This is a genomic window from Massilia agri, from assembly GCF_024753255.1.
Classification (GTDB): Bacteria; Pseudomonadota; Gammaproteobacteria; order Burkholderiales; family Burkholderiaceae_D; genus Telluria; species Telluria agri.
On sequence record NZ_JANUHA010000004.1, the window covers coordinates 253,769 to 276,880 of the forward strand.

Genomic DNA, 23,112 nt, shown 5'->3' on the forward strand with positions numbered 1-23,112 from the left:
AGCATTGCATGAGGAAGCACATGTCGATTACCTTGCGGCCGACCATCCTGGCGTCGAGCGTCGTGGCCGCGCTGGGCCTGATGTCCCACGGGGCCTGGGCGCAGCAGGCGCAGACGGATGGACAGGATGTGCAGAAGATGCACCGCGTCGAAGTCACCGGTTCCTCGATCAAGCGCCTCGACACCGAGGCGGCGCTGCCGGTGGAGCTGATCACGCGTGAGGACATCGACAAGATGGGCGTCACCACCGCCGCCGAACTGGTGCGCAACATCGCCGCCAACACGGCCCCGCTGACGGACGGTCCCAGCATCTCGGACGGCACCTCGGGCCAGCGCGGCCTGAACGGCGCCAATATGCGCGGCATCGGCGTCTCGTCCACCCTGATCCTGCTGAACGGCCGGCGCCTGGCCAACTTCGCTTCGCCCGGCGACAACGCCGGCGTCGACCTGAACAACATCCCGGCCGGCGCCATCCAGCGCGTCGAGGTGCTCAAGGACGGCGCTTCGGCGATCTACGGCACCGATGCGATCGGCGGCGTGATCAACTTCATCACCCGCAAGGACTACACGGGCCTGGACTTCGCCGCCACCGCCGCCGGTACCGAGCATGGCGGCGCAGGCAAGCGCACCGCCAGCATCAGCGGCGGCATCGGCGACCTGGCGACCGACCGCTTCAACGTCTTCGGCGTGCTCGACTTCCAGCAACTCGACCGCCTGAATTCGCGCCAGCGCAGCTTCATCGCCGAGCGCCCGCTGGCGACCACCCTGCCGGCCCAGATGTCGAGCAATACCTTCCCCGCCAACGTCGACATCTCGGGCGCCCAGCGCGCCGCCTTGATCGCCGCCGGCCTGATCCCGGCCGGCAGCACGGCCAGCCGGGTCAACCCGAGCGCGCCGGACTGCAACCCACCCGCCACCGTCTACGCCCCGCTGGGCCCGGGCGGCCGCCTCGGTTGCAGCTACGACTTCATGGAAGACACCGAGATCTATCCCGACTCGCGCAAGATCGGCTTCATCGGCCGCGCGACCTTCCAGCTCAACCCAGACAACCAGCTGTTCGCGGAACTGGTACAGACCGAAGCAAAGTCGAAATACGTGCTGTCGCCGAACCCGGTGCGCATCCGTAACCTGCCGGTCAGCATCCTGCCCGAAGCCTGGCGCCGCGCGCTCACCGGGCCCGGCCTGCCCGACACCTTCAGCGGCATCCGCTATCGCATGCAGGAAGCGGGCAACCGCAGCAACGAGGTGACGAGCCGGGGCCAGCGCCTGGTGCTGGGCGCCACCGGCGTGGTGCGGGGCTGGGACTATGATGTGGCCTTCTCGCGCGCCGAGAACCGGGCCATCGACAAGTACGTCAACGGCTACGTGCTGTACGACCAGTTCGATGCCGCGGTGCGCAGCGGCCTGGTGAATCCCTTCGCGCCGTCTTCGCAGGCCGCCATCGACCTGATCAACAGCATCAAGGTCAACGACAAGGCGCGCGTGGCGAAAGGCATCTCGACCTCGGTCGACGGCAAGATCTCGCGTTCGCTCGCCAAGCTGGCGGGCGGCGACCTGGCGATCGCGGTGGGCGGAGAACTGCGCCGCGAGCACCAGCTGTTCACGCCCTCCGAGCTGCTCAAGTCGAACAATATCGCGGGCGACCGCGACAGCACCGTGCCGGTCGGCGAACTGCTCGACGTCGAGACCGCGGACAACCGGCGCCGCGTGAGCTCGGTCTTTACCGAGGTGATCGCCCCCTTCACCAAGGAACTCGAGATGCAGTTCGCGCTGCGCCACGACCGCTACAGCGAGATCGGCAGCACCACCAATCCGAAGATCGGCCTGCGCTACCAGCCGAATAGCGCCGTGATGCTGCGCGCCTCGGCCGGCACGGGTTTCCGCGCGCCCTCGCTGTCGGACCTGAAGCGCCCGACCATCTTCGGCACCGCCGCCGGCTTCCTGACCGACCCGCAGTGCGTGGCGCAGGAAGGCAGCATCGACCTGTGTACCGACCAGTGGGGCGTGGAGCGCCGCTCGAACCCGGACCTCAAGCCGGAAAAATCGCGCCAGTTCACTTTCGGCACCGTGTTCGAGCTCAATAAACGGACCAACTTCTCGATCGACTACTGGAACATCACGAAGAAGGACGTGATCAGCACCCTGGGCGAGCAGGTCATCGTCGAGAACCCGGCCTCCTACAACGGCAAGTACATCGAGCGCGACGAAGACGGCTTCATCTCCAACATCCTCCTGATGAAGGAAAACCAGGGACGCCTGAAAACCTCGGGCATCGACATCGCGGCCGACTGGCGCACCGAGCGCGGGCCCTGGGGCCGCTTCGGCATCGACCTGTCGGGCACCCGCATCCTGCGCTACGACCGCCAGTTCGGCCCTTCGGAGCCCTTCCGCAGCAACCTGGGCGTGTTCCTGAACGACCAGGTGATCCAGAAGTGGCGCCACCGCATCAGCTTCGAATGGGACCATGGCCCGGCCACCCTGTCGCTCGCGAACCAGTACTCGTCCAGCTACACCGACCAGAACACAACCTACGACCCGGCCACCGATTCGCTGCTCGAGCCGAACCACGTGAAGGCCTATTCGCTGTGGGACCTGACCGGCTCCTGGGCCGTCAGCAAGAGCCTGAAGCTGCGCGCCGGCGTGCTGAACCTGCTCGACAACGATCCACCGTTCTCGAACCAGGCCTACTTCTTCTTGTCGGGCTACGATCCGAGCTACACCGATCCGCGTGGCCGCAGCGCCTACGTGAGCCTGAACTACTCGTTCAAGTGATGCGTATGCTGAAGCAGCTTATGTTTGGGCTGGCGCTGGCCTTCGGCGGCATCGGCGCCGGCCTGGCCGCGGAGCCGCCGAAGGGCTCCCTCGTCATCATCGGCGGCGGCCTGCGCCCCGAGAATGCGGCGGTATGGGAAAAGATCGTGCTGCTCGCCGGCGGCAAGGGCGCGCGCATCGCCGTGTTCCCGACCGCCGCCGAGAACCCCGCGCGCGAAGGAGGCAATGCCGTGGCCTTCCTGAACCGCTACGGCGCCCAGGCCTTCATGGTGCCGCTCGCGCCGCGCCTGGCCGGCACCGACGCGCGCAAGGCGGCCGAGGACCCGGCCATTGCGGACGCGGTGCGCAATGCCGGCGGGGTCTTCTTCACGGGCGGCGACCAGGCGCGCATCACGGGATCGCTACGGCGCCAGGACGGCAGCAACAGCGCGGTGCTGGACGCCCTGTGGTCCCAGTACCGGCGCGGCGGCGTGATCGCCGGCACCAGCGCGGGCGCGGCCATCATGAGCAGCACCATGTTCTACGATCCGCCGCTGGACGTGATCCCCATCCTCAAGCACGGCGTGGTCGACGGCAAGGACATCGCGCCGGGCCTGGGCTTCATCGGCGACGACGTCTTCATCGACCAGCATCTGCTGGTGCGCGGCCGCTTCGCGCGCATGCTGCCGGCGATGCTGAAGAAGGGCTACAAGCTGGGGCTCGGCATCGACGAGAACACCGCCGCCGTGGTCGGGCCCGACCGCGAGGTGTCGGTGATCGGCTATACGGGCGCCCTGGTGCTCGATCTGACCGAGGCGAGCACGGACCCGAAGCAGCCCATCTTCAACCTGTCCAATGCCCGCATCAGTTACGTGGACAACGGCGACACCTTCAACCTGGTGAGCCGGACCTATGTGCCGAGCAAGGGCAAGGAGCCGGTCGACCGGAACATGCGCGAGTACCGCGAGGCCCTGTTCTACACCGACATCCTGGGGAACACCTCGGTGGTCAACCTGCTCGAGAAGCTCGTCGACAGCAACCTGGAACGCGCCACGGGCCTGGCCTTCGAAGGCCCGACCAGCAAGGCGCCGGAGCGCGGCTTCGAGTTCACCTTCTCGCGCGCACCGGACAGCCGGGAGTACGTGACCAATCGCGAAGATGCCTGGTCGATCTACCGGATCAGGATGGATGTGCGGCCGGTGAAGATGCAACAGCCGCTGTATACGGTCGAATGAAGGAAGCGCCGCCACCGCACTGGTGGCGGCCTTGCCTCACTTGCCGCTGCGTGCGAATGTGAGCGCGCGTTCGAGCACGTCGTCTCGTCCGGCGCGCAGCCCCGCCAGGGTCGGTGCGCTGGGAATGTGCGGCTGGATGCCGACGCGCTGCAGCGGCCTGCCGTCCGCATGGCGTACCTCCTGGCCGGTGAAGCCCACTACGATATTCCCGGGCAGCAGGGTGTTGGTGACATCGCCATTGGTCCCCGATGTGACGCCGCCAATGAAGGTGACCGGGGTGGCCGCCTCGACGAACAGGGCGGTATGCTCGGCCTGGCTGATCGAGGTTTCGTCAAGCAGCATGATCACCTTGCCGGAATACGGCGCATGTTTGGACGGCATGATCGGCTGGAGGGAGGCCTGGCGCGCAGGCTCGCGGCCGCCCATTGCTGAAGCGACCGGGCGCATGAAGGCGGCCCCGCTGCGCGCCCCGCGCACGTTCAGGCGGCTCGCGAGCATCCAGCCTGTCCCCTTCGGATAGCCGCGCATGTTCAGGATCAGGCTGTCGGTCTGGCCGAGGGCGTCGAACATCGCGTCGATCTGCTGCGGCTGCAGCAAGTTCAGGTCGGCGTAGCCGATGCGCGCATCCAGCAGGCGGTAGGGCGCCGCCGAGGGCGGGGCTGGGCGGGCCGACGCCGACCGCATGAGCGAGACGGTCCGGACCTGGCCGTCGCCGCGCTCGACCTGGAGCACGGCAGCCTTGCCCTCTTCGCCGCGCAGCATATTGCCCAATCCTTTCAGGTCGCGTCCGGCGGGCGTCGATCCACCCAGCAGGTCGGCGAGGCGCCGCGCCCGCGCGTCTGCGTCCTCGCCGTCGACGCTTAGCACCACGTCGCCCCGCTGCAGGCCGGCCTGGCCGGCCGCGCCGGCGGCATCCAGGCCGACGACCGCAATCTTGCCCTCGACGCGTGCCAGCCGCACGCCGGGCGCGGCCAGGCCGAGGTATTTGTCGATCTCGGCGCTGCGCAGGCCCACATGGCTGTCCTGGAGCGTGGCCGCCATCTGCTGCAGGACCAGCGCATAGTCGAGCGGGCTGTTCACCTGTTCCATCCGGCGCAGGAAGGGAACCAGGCTGTCCTGCCACGGTTGCGCCATCCCTTCCTTGTAGGGGAAGAAGGTGTCGGCGACCGCCCACAGCTTGATCACGGCCAGCTGGCGCCATGCCAGCGTGGGCAGCTGCATGTCCGGGTAGGGCTTTTCGACCATGCGCATGGGCATCGCGGCCAGCCGCGGATAGTCCGGCGCGCCGGGTCGTTTTCCCTCGCCGAGCAGCTTGACGGCAAGCTTGACCGCAGGGCTGTCGGCGCCGGCAGCCTGGTCGACGGGCGGTGACGCATCCGCGGCCATGCCGGTGCTGCCATCCTCGTAGACCAGCTCGCCGACGGGGAAGCGGACCGCCACCCCTTCCTCGACCATCACGGCACGGTGGGGCAGCAGCGTTGCCACCGACAGGCCGCCCTGCGCGACGATCCGCGCCTGGCCGCGCCGTTGCAGGGCCAGGGCGACCGGGGAAAGGGGACGGCGATTGTTGACGATGAAGACGAGCGGCACGGGGCGCGCCGTGCGTGAGGGGGACAGGAGATCGCTTTCCATGATCTCGAAACCGGAACGGTAGTTCCCGCTCGAGTCGCCGCGCTGCGGCCTGTAGCCCGAATGCGTCCGGTAGCGCACGGCGGGCAGTTGCACCGGGCTGTCGATCAGCTGCGCGGCCAGCTGCTGCAGTACGCGTTCCTCGACGACCGCGGGTCCGTCGGGCCGCAGGTCGACGATGACCCCGCGGGCGCGCGCGACGATTTCGCGCTGGGCGGCGACAAGTGCGGTGTCTTCGCTGCGGTTGGTGGCATGGTGCAGGCGCACCAGCGCCAGCTCCCCCGGCAGCCACTCGACGGGTGAGGCGGCGGCGTCGCGCGGCAGGTAAGGCGCCGGCTGGTAGGGTGCGAAGGGCAGCTCCGGGCCGCCCAAGGGGGCCATCAGCTGCGCGAGCGCCGTCTGCAGTTCCTGCGGCGTCCTGGCGGCCTGGAGGGCCGGCAGGTTGTTGGCCATCGCCGCGTCCCAGTCGACCTTCGCTGTCGCCAGCGCGGGATGGTAGAACTTGACGTCGCGCCACAGCTCGGCGAGTCCCAGCAGGCGCTGGTCGGCAGGCGTGCGCGCTGCGGGCGGCGCGGCCGCGGACAGTGAGCACAGCAGGGCGCCCGCGGCGAAGGCGGCAACACGAAGGGAAATGGCTGTCATTGGCAGGTCTTTCGGTTGGCGTACATGGAACCGGCTTGCCTGGCCAATGTTGGCCATGAACGATGAAGAGGTCAATGCAATGCGCATCAGGATGCCGTTCTGATCCTGATAGAACTACCAGGATGGCGAAAAAAAAAGGCCGGGTGATCCACCCAGCCCTTCTTCTTCCGGCGATGCGTGCGTTATGCCTTCAGCAAAGGCTTCAGATACTTGCCGGTGACGCTGGCCTTGTTCTTTGCCACTTCTTCCGGCGAGCCGCTGGCGACGATGGTGCCGCCGCCTGCGCCGCCTTCCGGACCCAGGTCGACGATCCAGTCCGCCGTCTTGATCACGTCGAGGTTGTGCTCGATGATCGCCAGGGTATTGCCCTGGTCGCGCAGGCGGTGGATCACCTTCAGCAGCAGGTCGATGTCGGCGAAGTGCAGGCCGGTGGTCGGCTCGTCCAGGATGTACAGGGTACGTCCGGTATCGCGCTTGGACAGTTCCAGCGACAGCTTCACGCGCTGGGCCTCGCCGCCCGAGAGCGTGGTCGCGCTCTGGCCCAGCTTGATGTAGCCGAGGCCCACGTCCAGCAGCGTTTGCAGCTTGCGCGCGATGACCGGCACCGGCTTGAAGAACTCGTGCGCATCCTCGACCGTCATCTCCAGCACTTCGGTGATGTTCTTGCCCTTGTACTGCACTTCCAGCGTCTCGCGGTTGTAGCGCTTGCCGTGGCAGACGTCGCAAGGCACGTACACGTCCGGCAGGAAGTGCATCTCGACCTTGATCACGCCGTCGCCCTGGCAGGCTTCGCAGCGGCCGCCCTTCACGTTGAAGGAGAAGCGGCCCGCCGAGTAGCCGCGTTCCTTCGCGGTCGGCACGGTGGCGAACAGGTCGCGGATCGGCGTGAACAGGCCGGTATACGTCGCCGGGTTCGAACGCGGGGTGCGGCCGATCGGCGCCTGGTCGACCGAGATCACCTTGTCGAAGTGCTCGAGGCCGTGGATGGACTCGTGCTCGGCCGGCTCGGTCTGCGAACCGTAGAGGTGGCGCGACAGGGCCGGGTACAGGGTGTCGTTGATCAGGGTCGATTTACCGGAGCCCGAGACGCCCGTCACGCAGGTCATCAGGCCGACCGGCAGCGTGAGCGACACGTTCTTCAGGTTGTTGCCCTTGGCGCCCGTGATCACCAGCTGGCGCGCAGGATCCATCTTGGTGCGCTTCTTCGGCACTTCGATCTTGCGGCGGCCGTCCAGGTATTGGGCGGTCAGCGAATGCTCGCTCTGCATGATCTCCGACAGCGAGCCGGCCGCGATCACCGCGCCACCGTGCACGCCGGCGCCCGGGCCCATGTCGACGATATAGTCGGCGGTGCGGATCGCATCCTCGTCGTGCTCGACCACCAGCACGCTGTTGCCGATGTCGCGCAGGTGTTTCAGGGTCGCGATCAGGCGGTCGTTGTCGCGCTGGTGCAGGCCGATCGAGGGTTCGTCGAGCACGTACATCACGCCGGTGAGACCGGAGCCGATCTGCGAGGCCAGGCGGATGCGCTGCGCCTCGCCGCCCGACAGGGTGTCGGCGCTGCGGTCGAGCGACAGGTAGTCCAGGCCCACGTTGTTCAGGAACTTCAGGCGCGCCGTGATCTCCTTGATGACGCGCTCGGCGATGTCCTTCTTGGCGCCGGTCAGTTCCAGGGTCTCGAAGAAGGCCAGGGTGTCGCGCAGCGGCTTGTCCGAAACCTCATAGATGGCGCGCTGCTGGGCTCCCTGCCCGATCTTCACGAAGCGCGCTTCGGTGCGCAGGCGTGCGCCTTCGCAGGCCGGGCACTTCTTCTCGTTGATGAACTTCGCCAGCTCTTCCTTGACCGCCATCGAGTCGGTCTCGCGGTAGCGGCGCTGCAGGTTGTTCACCACGCCTTCGAAGGTGTGCTCGCGGATCACGGTGCGGCCACGCTCGTTGACGTAGCTGAACGGGATCGAAGTTTTACCGGAGCCGAACAGCACGGCCTCTTGCGCCGACTTCGGCAGCGAGTCGAAAGGCTTGTCGAGGTCGAAGTCGTAGTAGGCCGCCAGGTTCTGCAGCATCTGGTAGTAGAACTGGTTGCGGCGGTCCCAGCCCTTCACGGCGCCGGAGGCCAGCGACAGGTGCGGGAAGGCGACGATGCGCTTCGGATCGAAGAACTCGATGTGGCCCAGGCCATCGCATTCCTGGCAGGCGCCCATCGGGTTATTGAAGGAGAACAGGCGCGGCTCGAGCTCCTGCAGCGAATAGCCGCAGACGTTACAGGCGAACTTGTTCGAGAAGACGGTTTCCTTCTCGGTGTCCATCTCGTAGGCCACGGCGCGGCCGTCGGCCAGGCGCAGCGCGGTCTCGAAGCTTTCGGCCAAGCGCTGCTTGATCTCGGCATTCACCTTGACGCGGTCGATGACGACGTCGATGGTGTGCTTCTCGGTCTTCTTCAGCTTGGGCAGCTCGTCGATCTCGTAGATCTTGGCCGCGTTGACGCCGCTGGCGATGCGGAAGCGCACGAAGCCCTGGGCCTGCATGGTCTGGAACAGGTCGCTGTGCTCGCCCTTGCGGTTGGCCACGACCGGGGCCAGGATCATCAGCTTGGTCCCTTCGGGCATGGCGAGAACGGCGTCGACCATCTGCGACACGGTCTGCGCGGCCAGCGGCTCGTGCGGGTGGTCCGGGCAGTAGGGCGTGCCGACGCGCGCGTACAGCAGGCGCAGGTAGTCGTGGATCTCGGTGACGGTGCCAACGGTCGAGCGCGGGTTGTGCGAGGTCGCCTTCTGCTCGATCGAGATCGCCGGCGACAGGCCTTCGATCAGGTCGACGTCCGGCTTTTCCATCAGCTGCAGGAACTGGCGCGCGTAGGCCGACAGCGACTCGACGTAGCGGCGCTGGCCTTCGGCATAGAGGGTATCGAAGGCGAGCGACGACTTGCCCGAACCCGAGAGGCCCGTGATGACGATCAGCTTGTTACGCGGAAGGTCGAGGTTGATGTTCTTCAGGTTGTGCGTGCGTGCGCCGCGGATTCGAATTTCTTCCATTAGTCTTTTTGCAGGCTTTCAATAAAGTTTGCAGGGCCGGCGCACGAAGATCCGAGGCGGTGAGCGGGCCAATCAGGGAGAACCCATAAGTGTAGCTGGTTTTTCGAAGTGCTGTACATGCATCCAGCAGTTTTGTGCCGCTGGGATACGTTTCCTTGACCTTTTGGCATAGGAAAGCTGCCCAGGAAAAACCGGGGTCAGGGGTATGTGGGCCGGTTCGCGGCCTCTTCAATGACAAAGCGGCCAGAAGGTGAAAATTTTCTTCGAGGGGCGGGTCAAGTCCGCATCAGGTCTTGTCAATCCGGCTCAATCGTGTGCGTGCGCGAGGCGTAAAAAATCTCTTTTTTAAGTTGCTCATCGGCCCCATAATAGTTGGCTGCAGCACTACGTTCCCTGACGCTTGGTCAACACGCAGAGTCAGGGCTCTACAAAACTCATTGGAGTATCAACATGGCATCAGTCAACAAGGTCATCATCGTCGGCAACCTCGGCCGCGACCCGGAAATCCGCTACATGCCGAGCGGCGACGCAATCGCGAACATCGCGGTCGCCACCTCGTACAAGTCGAAGGACCGCCAGACCGGCGAACAGAAAGAGCTGACCGAATGGCACCGCATTTCCTTCTTCGGCCGCCTGGCTGAGATCGTCGGCCAGTACCTCAAGAAGGGCTCCTCGGTCTACGTCGAAGGCCGCCTGCAGACCCGCAAGTACACCGACAAGGACGGCATCGAGCGCTACGCGACCGACATCATCGCGGAAAACATGCAGATGCTGGGCGGCCGCCAGGGCATGGGTGGCGGCAACGACATGGGCATGGACGACGGCGGTGGCTACGAGCCGCAGCAGCGCCCGGCCCCGCGCCAGGCTCCGCCGGCACCGGCAGCGCGCCCTCAGCCGCAGCGTCCGGCGCCGAATTTCTCGGACATGGACGACGACATTCCGTTCTGAGTGGCGTTTCACGCCGAGTGAATAAAAGGGAAGCCAGTGACCTGGCTTCCCTTTTTTATTGCCGTGGCCCGCAGCACCCTTACTGCAGGACGATCCTCCCCTGCGTTGCGGGAACCGGGCTTCCCTTGCCCGTGCCGTCATTGTCGTAGCTGACCACTTCTTTCCCGGTAAGGGGATCGATACGCCAGATTTTCAGGCCGATACGGTCCGGCTGCCCCTGGCCGGCCGTGCTGCCCGCCGTCGTGGTCAGCCTGAACAGGTAGTCGCCCTCACCGTTGATCTTGCCGCTGCCTTCGAACTGCGCGCGCGCTTGCTGGGCCGATACCAGTTTGATGTTCTCGCTGCGGAAATTCAGTGTGCCCACGCGGAACCGCAGCATCGCTTTCGCGGCCGACGCCTTGGCGCCCGTTGCCGGCGCTGCGAAGACGCTGAAGTAGGCCCTGCCGGGCTGGCCGAGGTCTTTCCGGTTCGCCCCGGACGGCGACTCGAACCATCCACTGCCGCCCGCGGTGCCGGTTGCCCGCTCGTATACGACCACAGTGCGGCTCACCGTCGGGCCTTGTCCGCTGCGGTCGCCGACCTTGGCCGACACCGTATAGATCCCCGGCGCCGTATAGCGGTGGCTGCCATCGGCATGGCCGACGCCCTTGCCCTCGCGCGGATTGACCTGCTGGTCGCCGCTGCCGTCGCCCCAGGACCAGGTCACGTTATGCCGCGCAGCCGTGTCCGCGTCCGCAAAGCTGACGGAAGCGTCGAACGGCGCACCGACCTCGACCATGTCGGGCGCGGTGATCGGACCGGCTGCGTGCGGCCAGGAGCCACCGCGGTCGGGCTTGAGCAGGACGAGCCCGACGTTGCTGTAGGCCAGGATCACGCCATTTTCGGAAATGACCAGGCCCTGGTACACGACCAGGCCCGGCGGTGGGTTGCGCAAGCGCGTGTTCAGGTCGATCATGCCGTCCCTGGCAGTCCAGATGAAGCCGGAGGGGATGCCGAACTCGGTGGCAGTGGCTGTGCCCACGACCTGGGTCTTGTTGTTGACCCCGATTGCAACCGAGTACGAGCCGCCCAGGGTGCCGAGCTCGACCAGGCCCCGGGTGCGCGTCCAGAGTACCGCGCGATCGACTTCTTCGGCGGAGCGGATGCTGCCGACGACGTTGCCATTCGGGCTCATCGGTTTCGCATAGACGTACGATTCGGCAGCGCCCAACGTGCCGAGGTCACGGAGTCCGCCCCTGCGCGTCCAGACGAAGATGTGATTCCGGAAATCGGGGATGCGCGCGTTGCCGGCGACCAGGCCATCGTCGCTGATTGCCACAGCATAGGCCTGGACACCGCCGAGTGTGCCGATATCGGTCATGCCCGACCAGGGCGTCCAGATGAAGGGGTGCATGATGCCATCCGCGGCATAGGCGTAGCCGACGACCATGCCGGCGTCGTTGATGGCATTGGCGATGCTGACGCCCGACTCGTTGCCCGGCAAGCCGCCAAGGTTGCGCATGCCCCCCGACCGGCTCCATAGGAAGGCCTGGTTTTGTCCGCTCTGGGTGCTGGAAAAGCCCACGATCTGCCCTCGATTATTGATCGGTTCATTCCCGCCTTCCTGCGAGACCCCGGTGCCGTCCAGGGTCCCCAGGTCGCGTATGCCACCCTGCCGGCTCCACTTAAATGCGTGATACACCCCGTTGGCAATAATGGAACGTCCGGCCACTTCCCCGGCGTCGTTCACGCCGTTCACGTATGTCTGGAAGCCGCCGAGATTACCGATGAAGCGCAGCGTTCTTCCGTCGTAAAAATAGGCGCTTGACGCCTCGGTCTCGTCCTCGAACCCAATGGCGATCTGGTCCTTGGCATTGAAGGTCGAATACGAGTTGTATCCCCCGGGGAGCAGGTTGACCACGCGATAGGCTTTCGGCGCCGCGGCCGTGTGCTGCGCCTGCGCACTTGCTTGCGGTTCCGCGGCGCCTGCCACGCCGGCGCAGACCAGGCTTCCGAACAGGCAGGGAAGCAGCCGCAATAAACGTCGTTTCGGGAGATCTGCTTGATGAGTGTGCGACATGTCATTCTCCAGGTAAAGGTCGGGAGTGCAGGCTCCAACGAATGCTCGGGGAACCGTGCCATTCATCCTCGCCAGCCTGAGGCATGTGGCATATGGGCGTGCGCAGGCGCCACTCTCGTTATCTATGCGTTGGATCAAGCATCGGCACGCTTTCAGTCAATCATGCTTGCGACCCAGTATTGAATGTCACTGCGCAAGGAGTGGGATTTTTCGCCCAATCGCGCCCATTCGACCGCAAGAAACGGATAGTGCACGTCGATGCGTCCTCTTATCTTGTCGCTTCTTTCTTCGACTTGGAGTGGACATGAAATCACTGGATGACAAGGTAGCGATCATCACGGGCGCCAGCTCCGGCATCGGCTACGAGACGGCAAAGCTGTTCGCCCGCGAGGGCGCGAAACTGGTGCTGGTGGCGCGCCGCCAGGCCGGGCTCGATGCCCTGCTTGCGGAGCTGGCCGCCGACGACGCCGAAGCGGTCGCCTGCGCGGGCGATGTCGCCGACGAGGCATTGTTGAAGGCGGCGGTCGAGCTGGCGCTCGCGCGCTTCGGCGGCCTCGACATCGCCTTCAACAATGCCGGCACGCTGGGTGCAATGCGGCCTGCGCCGGACCTGACGCTGGACGAATGGCGCGAGACCGTCGACGTCAATCTGACGAGCGCCTTCCTCGCCGCGAAGTACCAGATCCCGGCGATGGCGGCGCGTGGCCAGGGTTCCCTGATCTTCACCTCGACGTTTGTTGGCCACACGGTCGGCATGCCGAACATGGCGGCTTATGCGGCAAGCAAGGCCGGCCTGATCGGATTGACGCGGGCGCTGGCCAGCGAGGTTGGCAGACAGGGCATCCGCGTCAATGCCATCCTGCCCGGCGGGACGGATACGCCGATGGGACGGGAAGTGGCGAACACCCCGGAAGCACGCGCCTTCGTGGAAAGCCTGCACGCCCTCAAGCGTATCGCCACGCCGCAGGAGATTGCGCGCTCGGTGCTCTACCTGGCGTCCGATGCTTCCAGTTTCACGACCGGCACCGCCATGCTGGTCGATGGTGGCGCGTCGATCAGCAAGACCTGAGGGAAGTTCACGGTGCGCGTCGAGGACCCGGCACGCACTCCACCTCGAGCAGGCCGGCTGGCGCGACGCCACCGGCGCTATCGAGCGCGGCCAGCACGCTTGCCGGCGGCGCGTGCAGGCGGCTGACGATGCGGGCCTGGTTGCGGCCACCCGTCTTGCCCTGGTAGAGCGCCCAGTCGGCCAGGCGGGTGGCGGACTGCCAGTCGATGTCGCCGCCAGCCGCCTGCGGCAGCCAGACCACGCCGGCGGTGACGGTGACCGGAACGGTGCAAGTCTCCGCGTCGACCGGCGCGCTGCCGATCGCCTCGAGGATCCTGGCAGCCAGCACGGCGATGTGGCCTGGATCGGTGCCGGGGGCGTACACCATGAATTCCTCGCCGCCCCAGCGCACCACCATGTCGCTGTCGCGCATGGCAGCGTTCAGGCGCTTCGCCACCTCGACCAGCACTGCGTCGCCCACCGCATGGCCCCAGCGGTCGTTGATGCTCTTGAAGTGGTCGATGTCCATCAGCACGAAGCAGTCCACACCTCCCGGCGCCGAGGCGCGCCGTTCTGCCCTGGCGCGGCCGCTCCTGGCCTGCATCTTTTCCAGGAAGGAGCGGCGGTTGTGCAGCCCGGTCAAGGCGTCGCGCATCGAGTGGTATTCCAGCTGGCGGTTGAGCGTTTGCAGCTGCGCGTTGCTGCGCGCCGCGCGGCGGTACAGCAGGTAGACGACGGCGCAGGCCAGCACGGTCAGGACGGCGGCGAAGCCGGTGGCGAGCTGGGCCCGGTGCCGGCTGTCCAGCTCGGCATCCTTCAGCTCGTTCTCGCGTTTGAGCATGGCGATCTGCCGGGTGCGCTGGCTGGCGTCGAATTCTTCCTGCAGGGCGGCAATCGCACGGTCGCGTGCGCTGCGGGCGCTGCTCAGCTGCAAGGCCTGTTGCTCGCGGACCGTGGCCAGCGCCTGCCGGTACTGGCCGGCCGCCTCCTGCATGCGGCCCTTCTCGTCCAGCATGGCCTCCACGTCCGCCACGGCGCCGGCCTTGCGCAGCTGGGCGATGACGGCGTCGATGAGGGGCAGGGCCTCCGCGCTCTTGCCCTGGCCCATCAGGCCGAAGCCGAGATTGGCCTTGGCCATGAGGATCAGGTTGTCGTCCTTGACCCGCAACGATACCTCCAGGGCCTTGCGGGCCTCCAGTTCGGCGCGCGGGTAGTCGTGCTGGCGCAGGTAGTAATCGGAGATATTGCCGCGGATGGAGCCCTCCATGCCGTCCAGTCCGGCCTGCTCGGCAAGGCCGAGGGCCTGCTGGAAGGCGGCGATACCTTCCTTGCCGCGGTCCAGGCGGATCATGGCGATGCCCTCGGTGAGCCACAGCGAGGCGCTGGCGCGCGGGGTGATGCCTGGCTCGGCCAGGCCCTGGCGCGTGGTCTCGACCGCTTTCTCCGCATGGTCGCTGTTCACGTAGACCTGGGCGATGCGGCCGTACAGCGAGGTGCGGTGGTCGCCGGCGGCCAGGTCTCCCTGCAGCAGCTTCAGCGCGGACAGGTAGGAAGCGAGCGCCTTGTCGAAGCGCGATTTGGCATTGTGGATATCGCCCTGGATGCTGTCGATCAGCGCGCGGACGCTGGCGGGAACATCGGCTGGCGCTCCGTTGCGGATATCGTCCAGTACGGCCTGCGCCCCGTCCGTGCGGTTTTGGTCGAGCAATTGGCGTACTTCACCCAAGCGCGCGCGCGTCGCGCCCGCGCGGTCCTTGTTGGCCAGGGCAAGCTGGTAAGCCTTGCGTTCTGCCGCATAGGATTGTTCCAGTTGACCGGCGTCTTCCCTGATCCAGACTTCGGCGCGCAGCAGCTCCTGGCGCAATGCATAGGGAGCCGTTTCCGGCACCGAGGCCTGCAGGGCTTCCAGCCTGAGCAGGGCGGCATCGGTGGAGCGCTCGGCCAGGGACTGGATCGCATGCAGCTCCGCGCGCACCCTCGCCACGTCCGGTGCGGCCGCATGGGCGGGTACACCGGCGCTCAAGGCGGCAAGAAGAAGGAGGGATGAAAGGCGGGGCAGGCGTGGCATGCGGACGAGACAGCGAAATGTGTACGTTGCCAATTATCAGGTGGAAACGCATATTTCCTTACTGAAATCACTTCAGGCGGGGCCCTGCAAGCGCTGCCTGATGTGCTTATGCAACACAACGTTATCACGCTGTAATCACGCACCACTTTGCCGGCTCAGCTCCGGCGGCCGGGGGCGCTATCGTCCGGTTCTTCAGGAATGACGTAGACATTGCCCGCCGTCGCCCCCGCATCATGCTTGCGTGCCCGCAGGTCGCGATAAACCGCCGCGCGCATGATCGTCATCGCCACCACCGGCGCCGTCAGCAGCAGGAAGATCGCGATGATGAGTTCATGGATCACGAGGCGCGACTGTTCCACCGTGAAGTAGAGCATCGAGGCCAGCAGCAGGCAGCCCGCGCCCAGGGTGATGGTAATCGCCGGCCCGTGCATGCGCTGGTAGAAGGTCGGCAGGCGCAGGAGGCCCAGCGCGCCGGTCAGGATGATGCTGGCGCCCAGCACCAGCAGCAGGGCCACCGGCAGGGCGGCCCAGGCCGGAATGGATTCGATGCCCTTCATTCGATGATCTCCCCGCGCATCAGGAACTTCGCCATGGCGATGGTCGACACGAAGCCCACCAGCGCGATCAGGATCGCCGCCTCGAAATAGACCTGGGTGCCGAAGCGGATGCCCAGCACCAGGGCCAGCAGCATCCCGCACATCCACAGGGTATCCAGGGCCAGCACGCGGTCATGGGCCGAGGGGCCGATGAGCAAGCGCACGGCGCAGAAGGCCATCGCCACCAGCACGCACACGAGGGCGTAGCCGATCGCCAGTTCAAGCAGGGTTTGCATCGTCAGTCTCCGATTCGAAGATTTCTATCAGCGGCCGCTCGTAGCGGTTCTTGATGGTGTCGATCCACCACTGCTGGTCGTGCAGGTCGAATACGTGCAGGGACAGCTCGTGCGTGTCCGGCAGCAGCTCCACCCACACCGTCCCGGGCGTCATGTTGATGAGGCAGGACAGCATGGCGAGGCCGTAGGGGTCGCGCAGGTGCAGGGGGACGCGCATGAACTCGGCCCTGACCGTTTTGTAGTCCCGGAACAGGATGATCTGGCAGACGTTCAGGCAGGAGCGCACCACTTCGACGGAGGCCATGCCGATCAGGCGCAGGAAGACCAGCGGCTTGCGCAGGCGCGGATAACCGAGCGGCTGCAGGCGGCGCGTGAGCAGCGGCACGGCGATGCCGAGCAGCGCGCCGAACAGCAGGTTGGCCGGGTCGAGCGCCTGGTTCAGCAGCAGCCACAGTGCGCAGAGCAGGAGCGACACGACGGGCCAGGGCAGCCAGGGCGTCATGGCGTCTCCTCCTGCGATACCGGTCCCGGCACCGGCGGCGCGCCCAGCACCGCATCGATGTAGAGCTGCGGGCGGTGGATGTCGGCGCCCGCCCGCGCCAGGTAGGAGAACACGGGCTGCGCCTGGATCGTCAGCACGACCGAGACCAGCAGCAGGGCCGCCACCGGCATCACCTCGGCCGTGTGCAGGCGCGGCGGGCCGACGATCTCGGCGGCCCAGAAGGTGCGCACGCCGAAGCGCATCAGGGACACGATGGCGACCAGGCCGGACAGGATGATCAGGGCCATCAGCGACCAGCCCATGGGGCCGATGGGGCCGCCATCCGCGCCCGGCTGCAGCAGGGCGTGGAACATGCCGAACTTGGCGACGAAACCCGATAGTGGCGGCAGGCCTGCGATGGTCAATGAACAGGCGGCGAAGGCCAGCGACAGGAAGGCCATCGCGGCCGGCACGCCCTTGCCTTTCGGCTCGGCCGGCATGTCCTCGACCGCATAGGCCTCCATGGTCAGGGCCAGCATCGCCGCGCCCGGCGTGCGGATGCGGTCGACCAGTTCGATCAGGAGCACGAAGGCGGCGATCGCGATCGTCGAGGCGAGGTAGTAATACAGCCCCGCCGTTACCAAGAGCGGCTCGCCGTAGCCGATCACCGCCAGCAGCGTGCCCGAGGAGACGATGGCCGCATAGCCGGCCATGCGGCCCGCCGTGTCGGTGGCCAGCATGCCGGCCGCGCCGAACACGATGGTCGCCATGCCGCCCCATAGCAGGGCCCCGTAGCCGAAGTGCGCCGCCGGGCCGGCCTCCAGGCCGAACACCAGCAGCCAGATGCGCAGGATCACGTAGGCGCCCACCTTCGTCATCAGGACCAGCATCACGGCCACCGGCGGCGAGGCGGCCGCATACGTGGTCGGCAGCCAGAAGCCCAGCGGCCACATGGCGCCTTTCACGAGGAAGGCCAGGGCCAGCACGGCCACCCCGGTGCGCAGCAGGCCGGCCTCCGGACCGGCAAGGGCGGGCGCGCGGGCGGCCAGGTCGGCCATGTTGAGGGTGCCCGTGGTGGCGTAGATCATCGCCACCCCGATCAGGAACAGCAGGGCGGCGGCCAGGTTGATGGCGATGTACTGCATGCTGGCGCGCAGGCGCGCCACGTTGTAGCCGTGCAGGACCAGGCCATAGGAGGCCGCCAGCATCACCTCGAAGAAGACGAAGAGGTTGAACAGGTCGTGGGTCAGGAAGGCGCCGTTGATCCCCATGAGCAGGAACTGGAACAGCGAATGGAAGTGCACGCCGATGCGGCTCCAGCGCGGCTGCGCGTAGTGCAGGGCGCACAGGGCCAGCAGGGCGGTGAGCACCAGCATCATGCTGGACAGGCGGTCGGCCATCAGGGCGATGCCGAAGGGCGCGGCCCAGTTGGCGGCGAGGTAGACCCCGACACCGCCCGGCCACTGGGCGTCGGTCAGCCACACCAGCGCCAGCGCGTTCGCGAGCAGCAGCAGGGCCGAGCCGTAGCTGGCGACGAACTTCAGCCGGTGCCGGCCCTGGGTGAGCGGCGCGAGCAGCGCGCCGCACAGCAGCGGCAGCAGCACCGGGACGATCACGAGGTGGCGGGTCCAGTCCAGGCTCATTCTTCCGGTTCCTCCCCGTCCACGTGGTCGGTGCCGGTCAGGCCGCGCGCCCCGATCATGACGACCAGGTAGAGCGCCGTGGTGGCGAAGCCGATCACGATGGCGGTCAGCACCAGGGCCTGCGGCACCGGGTCGGCGAGCAGCGCCGGGTCGGGCGGCGTCCCTGCGGGCGTCAGGGGCGGCCGGTCCACGCTCAGGCGGCCCATGGCGAAGATGAAGAGGTTCACGGCATAGGACATCAGCATCAGCCCGATCAGCACCTGGAAGCTGCGCGGGCGCAGGATCAGCCAGATGCCCGAGCCGAAGACGATGCCGATGGTGATGGCGAGCACGGCTTCCATTACTGGATCTCCTTGGCAGGGGGCAGGGCCGCTGCGACGGCGGCCGCGCTGCGCGAGGCGCTGGCCGGGGTGCGCCGGCTGCGCAGAGACTGGTGGGCCAGGGCGACCAGGATCAGCATGGTGGTGCCGACCACCACCAGGAAGACGCCGAGGTCGAACACGAAGGCCGAGGGAATGTGCAGCTCGCCCAGCAGCGGCAGCGTCACATGGGCGGTATGGCTGGTCAGGAAAGGGTAGCCGAACAGCCAGGCGCCGATGCCGGTACCGCAGGCGGAAACCAGGCCGAGGCCGATCCAGCGGTGCGGCCGCAGGCGCAGGTGCGATTCGACCCAGTCGGTGCCGGCCACCATGTACTGCACGATCAGGGCGGTGGCGAAGATCAGGCCGGCGACGAAGCCGCCGCCCGGCAGGTTGTGGCCGCGCATGAAGAAGTAGACGGCGATCACGCCCATTACCGGCAGCAGCAGGCGCAGGTAGACGGCCTGCACCATCAGGTAGCCATCGCGTGCCTGCTGCGCCGGTTTCTGGTTCACCGCCGGATCGACGTCGTTGGCCTGCTGCACGGGAATCGCGACGCTCTCCGGGGCCGGACGGAAGCGCCGCAGCAGCGCATACACGGTCAGGGCCACCGCCGACAGCACGGTGATCTCGCCCATGGTGTCGAAGCCGCGGAAGTCGACCAGCAGCACGTTCACGACGTTGGCGCCGCCCCCTTCGGGCAAGGCGCGCTGCACGAAGAAGTCGCGCAGGCTCGTGATGCCGGGGCGGGTCAGCACCGCATAGCTGGCGGCGGCCAGGGCCAGCCCGCCGAGCAGGGCCACGCCCAGGTCGCGCGAGCGCCGCAGCCAGGACCCCAGCGGGACGCGCCCCTTCAGGTGCTCGGGCTGGAAGCGCGGCGGCAGCCAGCGCAGGCCGAGCAGGACCAGCACCGTGGTCACCGTCTCGACCATCAGCTGGGTCAGCGCCAGGTCGGGCGCCGACAACCACAGGAAGGTGATGCTCGTGACCATGCCGGTGCCGCCCACCAGCGCCAGGGCGGTGAGGCGGTGGTACTTGGCCTGCCAGGCGGCGGCCACGGCGCAGCCGGCGCCGATCAGCCAGAGCATGGCGAACAGCGGGTCGGCGTCCAGCAGCGAAGGCGTCACGAGATCGTGCACCGGTCGCGCCAGCAGCAGCGGCACCAGTACCATCGCCATCATGAGCACCAGGAGCTGGGGCTGCAGGCGGCGGGTGCCGGTCCAGCGCAGCAGCCAGGCCGCGCCGGATGACAGGCCGAGCATGGTGTTCTCGTACATCTGCGCGCCTTTCAGGCGGTGCAGCACCGGCACCCGGTCGCGCTCGCGCAGCTCGAAGCGGTTGCGCAGCAGGAGGTAGCACAGCACGCCGCCGCCCAGCGCGGCCACGCTCATCATCAAAGGCAGGTTCACGCCATGCCAGATCGCCAGGCTGTACTCCGGCAGCGTGGGGCCGAGCACCGAGCCGGCCGCCACCGCCAGCACGTCGCCCACCACGCGCTCGGGCATCACACCCACCGCGATGCACAGCAGCACCAGGCACTCGATGGGCACGCGCATCCAGCGCGCCGGCTCGTGCGGCGTCTCCGGCAGGTCATGCGCCAGGGGACCGAAGAAGACGCTGATGAAGCGCAGCGAATACACCACGCTGAACAGCCCCATGAGGACGGCCGCCACCGACATCCACCAGTTCTCGGTACCGCCGACGATCATGGTCTCGGCGAAGAACATTTCTTTTGACAGGAAGCCGTTCATCAGGGGCACGCCCGCCATCGCCGCGCTGGCGACGATGGCCAGCGCCGCCGTGTGCGGCATGGCGCGCCTGAGGCCGCGCAGCATGCGCATGTCGCGGGTGCCGCTCTCGTGGTCGACGATGCCGACCGCCATGAAGAGGGATGCCTTGAACACCGCGTGGTTCATCGTGTGGAAGATGGCCGCCACCACCGACAGCGGGGTGCCGATGCTCATCAACACCGTGATCAGGCCCAGGTGGCTGATGGTCGAGTAGGCGAGCAGGCCCTTCATGTCGTGCTGGAAGATGGCGAAGAAGGAGCCGATCAGCAGGGTGCAGACGCCGGCGCCGGCGAGGATCCAGAACCAGGCTTCGGTGCCCGCCAGCGCCGGCCACAGGCGCATCAGGAGGAAGACCCCGGCCTTCACCATCGTGGCCGAGTGCAGGTAGGCGGAGACCGGCGTGGGCGCGGCCATCGCGTGCGGCAGCCAGAAGTGGAAGGGGAATTGCGCGCTCTTGGTCAGGGCGCCCAGGGTCACCAGCACCAGCGCCGGCAGGTACCAGTCGTGGGCACGGATCGCGTTGCCGGCCGCAATCACCCTTTCCAGCTCGTAGCTGCCCGCCATCTGCCCGAGCAGCAGCACCCCGGCCAGCAGGCACAGGCCGCCGACGGTGGTCACGGTGAAGGCCATGCGCGCGCCGCGGCGGGCGTCGTTGCGCTCCTGCCAGTAGCCGATCAGCAGGAAGGAGGTGACGCTGGTGAGCTCCCAGAACACCACTAGCTGGATCAGGTTCCCTGACAGGACCACGCCCAGCATCGAGCCCATGAAGGCCATGATGTAGGCATAGAAGCGCGCCACCGGGTCGCGCCTGGACATGTAGTAGCGCGCGTACAGCAGCACCAGCACGCCGATGCCGAGCACCATGATGGTGAAGACCCAGGCCAGGCCGTCCATGCGCAGGATGATGTCGAGCCCGAAGCTGGGCAGCCAGGGGTGGCGTTCCTGCGGCACCTCGCCGATGGCGATGCGGTCGAACTGGGTGACGGCGAGGATCAGGGCCGCGAGGGTGGCAAGGGCGGAGACGGCGGCCGGGCGGTGGCGTGAGTTTGACGGCATGCAGGCCGCCAGGAAGGCGGCGCCGAAGGGCAGGAGGACGAGCAGGAGCAGCATCAGCGCTCACCTGGCACGGGTCGGTCAGCCATCGTCGTGGTCCTCGCGCGAGCGCAGCAGCAGCGTGTCGCAGGCCAGGTGCTGCAGCAGCTCTTCGCTGCGGCTGCCCATGAACATGCGCGCCAGCCCGGATTGCGGATGCACGCCCAGCACCACCAGCTGGGTCGCCTGCTCCAGCGCGTAGCGGGCGATGGTGTCGCGCACGCTGCCGTGGCCGATGAAGGTGGAGATGTGGGCGCGGGCGCCGGGCGCGAGCAGGCAATCGTCGAGGAAGCGTTCGCTCGCCGCCAAGGCCTCCTGCACCGCCCCGGCGACCGGTTCGGCCAGGGCCTCGAGCACGTGAAAGAGGACGATGCGGCGCTCCGGGAACAGGCGCGCGGCGGTTTCGAGGGCGCGGCGTGCGGCGCTCGAGAAATCGTTGGCCACCAGGATGCGCTGGTAGGGCCCGCGCGTACGCTGGCGCACCACCAGCAGCGGGTGGGCCAGGTCCTGGGCCAGGCGTTCGGCGGTCGAACCGAGGATGAGTTGCTGGAAGTTGTCCTCGCTAGATGCGCCGGTGACGACCAGCGCGTCCTCCATCGCCCCCGCGACGTCCAGGATGCCGTCGGTGACGTCGCCCTCGACCACCCGCAGGCTTGGGGCGACGCCGCTATCTTGGAATTCCTCGTCCAGTTCGCGGCGCGCGGCCAGCTCGAATGCCTGGGTCGCGCCGTCGCGGTCAAGCCAGGAAGCGACTTCCTCGGGTGTGCGCGGACCTTCGCGCACCGTCAGGATGACGAGCTCGGACTGCCATTCGAGGGCCAGCTGCTTCGCACGGTCCAGTGGGCGGTCGCAGCGCGCGCACAGGTCCGTGGCGAGCAGCAGGTGCTGGGGCCAGGGGCCGCGGCTGCTGTCGTTCACGCCTTACCTCCATGCTGGAACAAAGTGGCAAATGCGTCCACTTTACTTTTTTTGCATGGGTTAAGGCAACCCATTACTTCAGGTCAACGCAGCAAACCATCCTTCTCAAGCGGTGGCGCTGACCGCCGGTGCGCTGTCGTCGACCAGGCCATAGGCCTTCTGTACCGCGCCGGACTTGTCCTGCGCCTGCTGTTCCAGCTTCTTCTCGTAGGCGATGCGTTCCTGGTCGCTGATCTTCTTGTCCGAGTTGGTATCGGCCTCGGCGATGTAGTCGGCGGACTCGGTGCCGCTCGAGGTCGAAGCGCGGGCGACGCGCGCGGCATTCGCCTGCGCCCCCAGCTCATCGCCTACCCGTGCGGTGGCACTCGAGAGCGCGCTCTGCGTCTCGACGCTGTCCGTATTGACGCTGTCGCTCCCGGTTTCCTGCGCCGCCGGCGAGGCCACCGCCACTTCTTCCGCCTGTGTTTTCTTCACCGGCGCCTGCGCTGCCTGCGCCTGGGCGGTGCCAGTAATACTCGTGACCATCGTGCTCCTTCCATGAACGTCTTCCCTGATTAACGGCAGTGCTCCGAACGGGGCGCAGGGC

16 protein-coding genes are annotated in these 23,112 nt (G+C 67.0%); 4 read left to right on the forward strand and 12 right to left on the reverse strand.

All coding sequences use genetic code 11. The features are described 5' to 3' along the window. Positions 1–20 precede the first annotated feature (20 nt). Positions 21–2,771, forward strand: a complete 2,751-nt coding sequence (locus NX780_RS08210) for a TonB-dependent receptor (RefSeq protein ID WP_258827376.1) — start codon at positions 21–23, stop codon at positions 2,769–2,771. Positions 2,772–2,776: 5 nt separating this feature from the next. Then, positions 2,777–3,985, forward strand: coding sequence for a cyanophycinase (locus NX780_RS08215; protein WP_258827377.1), 1,209 nt, complete (start codon positions 2,777–2,779; stop codon positions 3,983–3,985). Between the two features lie 36 nt (positions 3,986–4,021). Here NX780_RS08215 and NX780_RS08220 read toward each other — a convergent pair whose 3' ends face one another. Continuing rightward, positions 4,022–6,256: a S41 family peptidase gene (locus tag NX780_RS08220; protein ID WP_258827378.1), complete on the reverse strand. Its 2,235-nt coding sequence runs from the start codon at positions 6,254–6,256 to the stop codon at positions 4,022–4,024. Positions 6,257–6,438: 182 nt separating this feature from the next. Then, complete coding sequence (gene uvrA / locus NX780_RS08225; RefSeq protein ID WP_258827379.1) at positions 6,439–9,288, reverse strand: excinuclease ABC subunit UvrA; 2,850 nt, start codon at positions 9,286–9,288, stop codon at positions 6,439–6,441. 450 nt (positions 9,289–9,738) lie between these two features. On the opposite strand from uvrA, the gene ssb reads away from it, so the two are divergent. Beyond that, positions 9,739–10,236 (forward strand): single-stranded DNA-binding protein, encoded by a 498-nt coding sequence (gene ssb / locus NX780_RS08230; RefSeq protein WP_258827380.1) that lies wholly within the window; start codon positions 9,739–9,741, stop codon positions 10,234–10,236. A gap of 79 nt (positions 10,237–10,315) precedes the next feature. On the opposite strand, the gene NX780_RS08235 is transcribed toward ssb, so the two are convergent. Beyond that, positions 10,316–12,295 carry a PKD domain-containing protein gene (locus tag NX780_RS08235; protein WP_258827381.1) on the reverse strand — a complete coding sequence of 660 codons (1,980 nt, stop codon included), beginning with the start codon at positions 12,293–12,295 and terminating at the stop codon, positions 10,316–10,318. A 304-nt stretch (positions 12,296–12,599) separates the two neighbouring features. Between NX780_RS08235 and NX780_RS08240 the strand changes: the two genes are divergently transcribed. Further along, on the forward strand, positions 12,600–13,364 hold the full coding sequence (locus NX780_RS08240) for an SDR family oxidoreductase (protein ID WP_258827382.1): 765 nt from the start codon (positions 12,600–12,602) through the stop codon (positions 13,362–13,364). 7 nt (positions 13,365–13,371) lie between these two features. Here the strand turns inward: NX780_RS08240 and NX780_RS08245 are convergent, their stop codons facing one another. From NX780_RS08245 to NX780_RS08285, 9 genes are all read right to left on the reverse strand, one after another. After that, positions 13,372–15,411, reverse strand: a complete 2,040-nt coding sequence (locus NX780_RS08245; protein ID WP_258827383.1) for a GGDEF domain-containing protein — start codon at positions 15,409–15,411, stop codon at positions 13,372–13,374. A gap of 155 nt (positions 15,412–15,566) precedes the next feature. Beyond that, complete coding sequence (gene mnhG, locus NX780_RS08250; RefSeq protein WP_258827384.1) at positions 15,567–15,968, reverse strand: monovalent cation/H(+) antiporter subunit G; 402 nt, start codon at positions 15,966–15,968, stop codon at positions 15,567–15,569. Next, positions 15,965–16,243, reverse strand: coding sequence for a K+/H+ antiporter subunit F (locus NX780_RS08255; RefSeq protein ID WP_258827385.1), 279 nt, complete (start codon positions 16,241–16,243; stop codon positions 15,965–15,967). Before NX780_RS08255 ends, mnhG begins: the two co-directional genes overlap by 4 nt. Continuing rightward, positions 16,227–16,745, reverse strand: a complete 519-nt coding sequence (locus NX780_RS08260) for a Na+/H+ antiporter subunit E (protein WP_258827386.1) — start codon at positions 16,743–16,745, stop codon at positions 16,227–16,229. The genes NX780_RS08255 and NX780_RS08260 overlap by 17 nt, the downstream gene beginning before the upstream one ends. Then, the gene (locus tag NX780_RS08265) at positions 16,742–18,367 is read right to left on the reverse strand and encodes a monovalent cation/H+ antiporter subunit D (RefSeq protein WP_258827387.1); all 1,626 of its coding nucleotides are present in this window, start codon (positions 18,365–18,367) and stop codon (positions 16,742–16,744) included. The genes NX780_RS08260 and NX780_RS08265 overlap by 4 nt, the downstream gene beginning before the upstream one ends. After that, on the reverse strand, positions 18,364–18,708 hold the full coding sequence (locus NX780_RS08270) for a Na+/H+ antiporter subunit C (protein ID WP_258827388.1): 345 nt from the start codon (positions 18,706–18,708) through the stop codon (positions 18,364–18,366). Before NX780_RS08270 ends, NX780_RS08265 begins: the two co-directional genes overlap by 4 nt. Continuing rightward, a complete protein-coding gene (locus tag NX780_RS08275) occupies positions 18,708–21,626 on the reverse strand; it encodes a monovalent cation/H+ antiporter subunit A (protein ID WP_258827389.1) in 2,919 nt (972 codons plus the stop codon). The genes NX780_RS08270 and NX780_RS08275 overlap by 1 nt, the downstream gene beginning before the upstream one ends. 24 nt (positions 21,627–21,650) lie before the next feature. Then, a complete protein-coding gene (locus tag NX780_RS08280; protein WP_258827390.1) occupies positions 21,651–22,526 on the reverse strand; it encodes a universal stress protein in 876 nt (291 codons plus the stop codon). A 105-nt stretch (positions 22,527–22,631) separates the two neighbouring features. Beyond that, positions 22,632–23,051 carry a hypothetical protein gene (locus tag NX780_RS08285; RefSeq protein WP_258827391.1) on the reverse strand — a complete coding sequence of 140 codons (420 nt, stop codon included), beginning with the start codon at positions 23,049–23,051 and terminating at the stop codon, positions 22,632–22,634. Positions 23,052–23,112: the final 61 nt, after the last annotated feature.

Excerpts from the sequence above, each read along its gene's own strand:
- NX780_RS08210 (WP_258827376.1), top strand. The coding sequence starts at position 21 with ATGTCGATTACCTTGCGGCCGACCATCCTGGCGTCGAGCGTCGTGGCC.
- NX780_RS08215 (WP_258827377.1), top strand. The coding sequence starts at position 2,777 with ATGCTGAAGCAGCTTATGTTTGGGCTGGCGCTGGCCTTCGGCGGCATC.
- NX780_RS08220 (WP_258827378.1), bottom strand. The coding sequence starts at position 6,256 with ATGACAGCCATTTCCCTTCGTGTTGCCGCCTTCGCCGCGGGCGCCCTG.
- uvrA (WP_258827379.1), bottom strand. The coding sequence starts at position 9,288 with ATGGAAGAAATTCGAATCCGCGGCGCACGCACGCACAACCTGAAGAAC.
- ssb (WP_258827380.1), top strand. The coding sequence starts at position 9,739 with ATGGCATCAGTCAACAAGGTCATCATCGTCGGCAACCTCGGCCGCGAC.
- NX780_RS08235 (WP_258827381.1), bottom strand. The coding sequence starts at position 12,295 with ATGTCGCACACTCATCAAGCAGATCTCCCGAAACGACGTTTATTGCGG.
- NX780_RS08240 (WP_258827382.1), top strand. The coding sequence starts at position 12,600 with ATGAAATCACTGGATGACAAGGTAGCGATCATCACGGGCGCCAGCTCC.
- NX780_RS08245 (WP_258827383.1), bottom strand. The coding sequence starts at position 15,411 with ATGCCACGCCTGCCCCGCCTTTCATCCCTCCTTCTTCTTGCCGCCTTG.
- mnhG (WP_258827384.1), bottom strand. The coding sequence starts at position 15,968 with ATGAAGGGCATCGAATCCATTCCGGCCTGGGCCGCCCTGCCGGTGGCC.
- NX780_RS08255 (WP_258827385.1), bottom strand. The coding sequence starts at position 16,243 with ATGCAAACCCTGCTTGAACTGGCGATCGGCTACGCCCTCGTGTGCGTG.
- NX780_RS08260 (WP_258827386.1), bottom strand. The coding sequence starts at position 16,745 with ATGACGCCCTGGCTGCCCTGGCCCGTCGTGTCGCTCCTGCTCTGCGCA.
- NX780_RS08265 (WP_258827387.1), bottom strand. The coding sequence starts at position 18,367 with ATGAGCCTGGACTGGACCCGCCACCTCGTGATCGTCCCGGTGCTGCTG.
- NX780_RS08270 (WP_258827388.1), bottom strand. The coding sequence starts at position 18,708 with ATGGAAGCCGTGCTCGCCATCACCATCGGCATCGTCTTCGGCTCGGGC.
- NX780_RS08275 (WP_258827389.1), bottom strand. The coding sequence starts at position 21,626 with ATGCTGCTCCTGCTCGTCCTCCTGCCCTTCGGCGCCGCCTTCCTGGCG.
- NX780_RS08285 (WP_258827391.1), bottom strand. The coding sequence starts at position 23,051 with ATGGTCACGAGTATTACTGGCACCGCCCAGGCGCAGGCAGCGCAGGCG.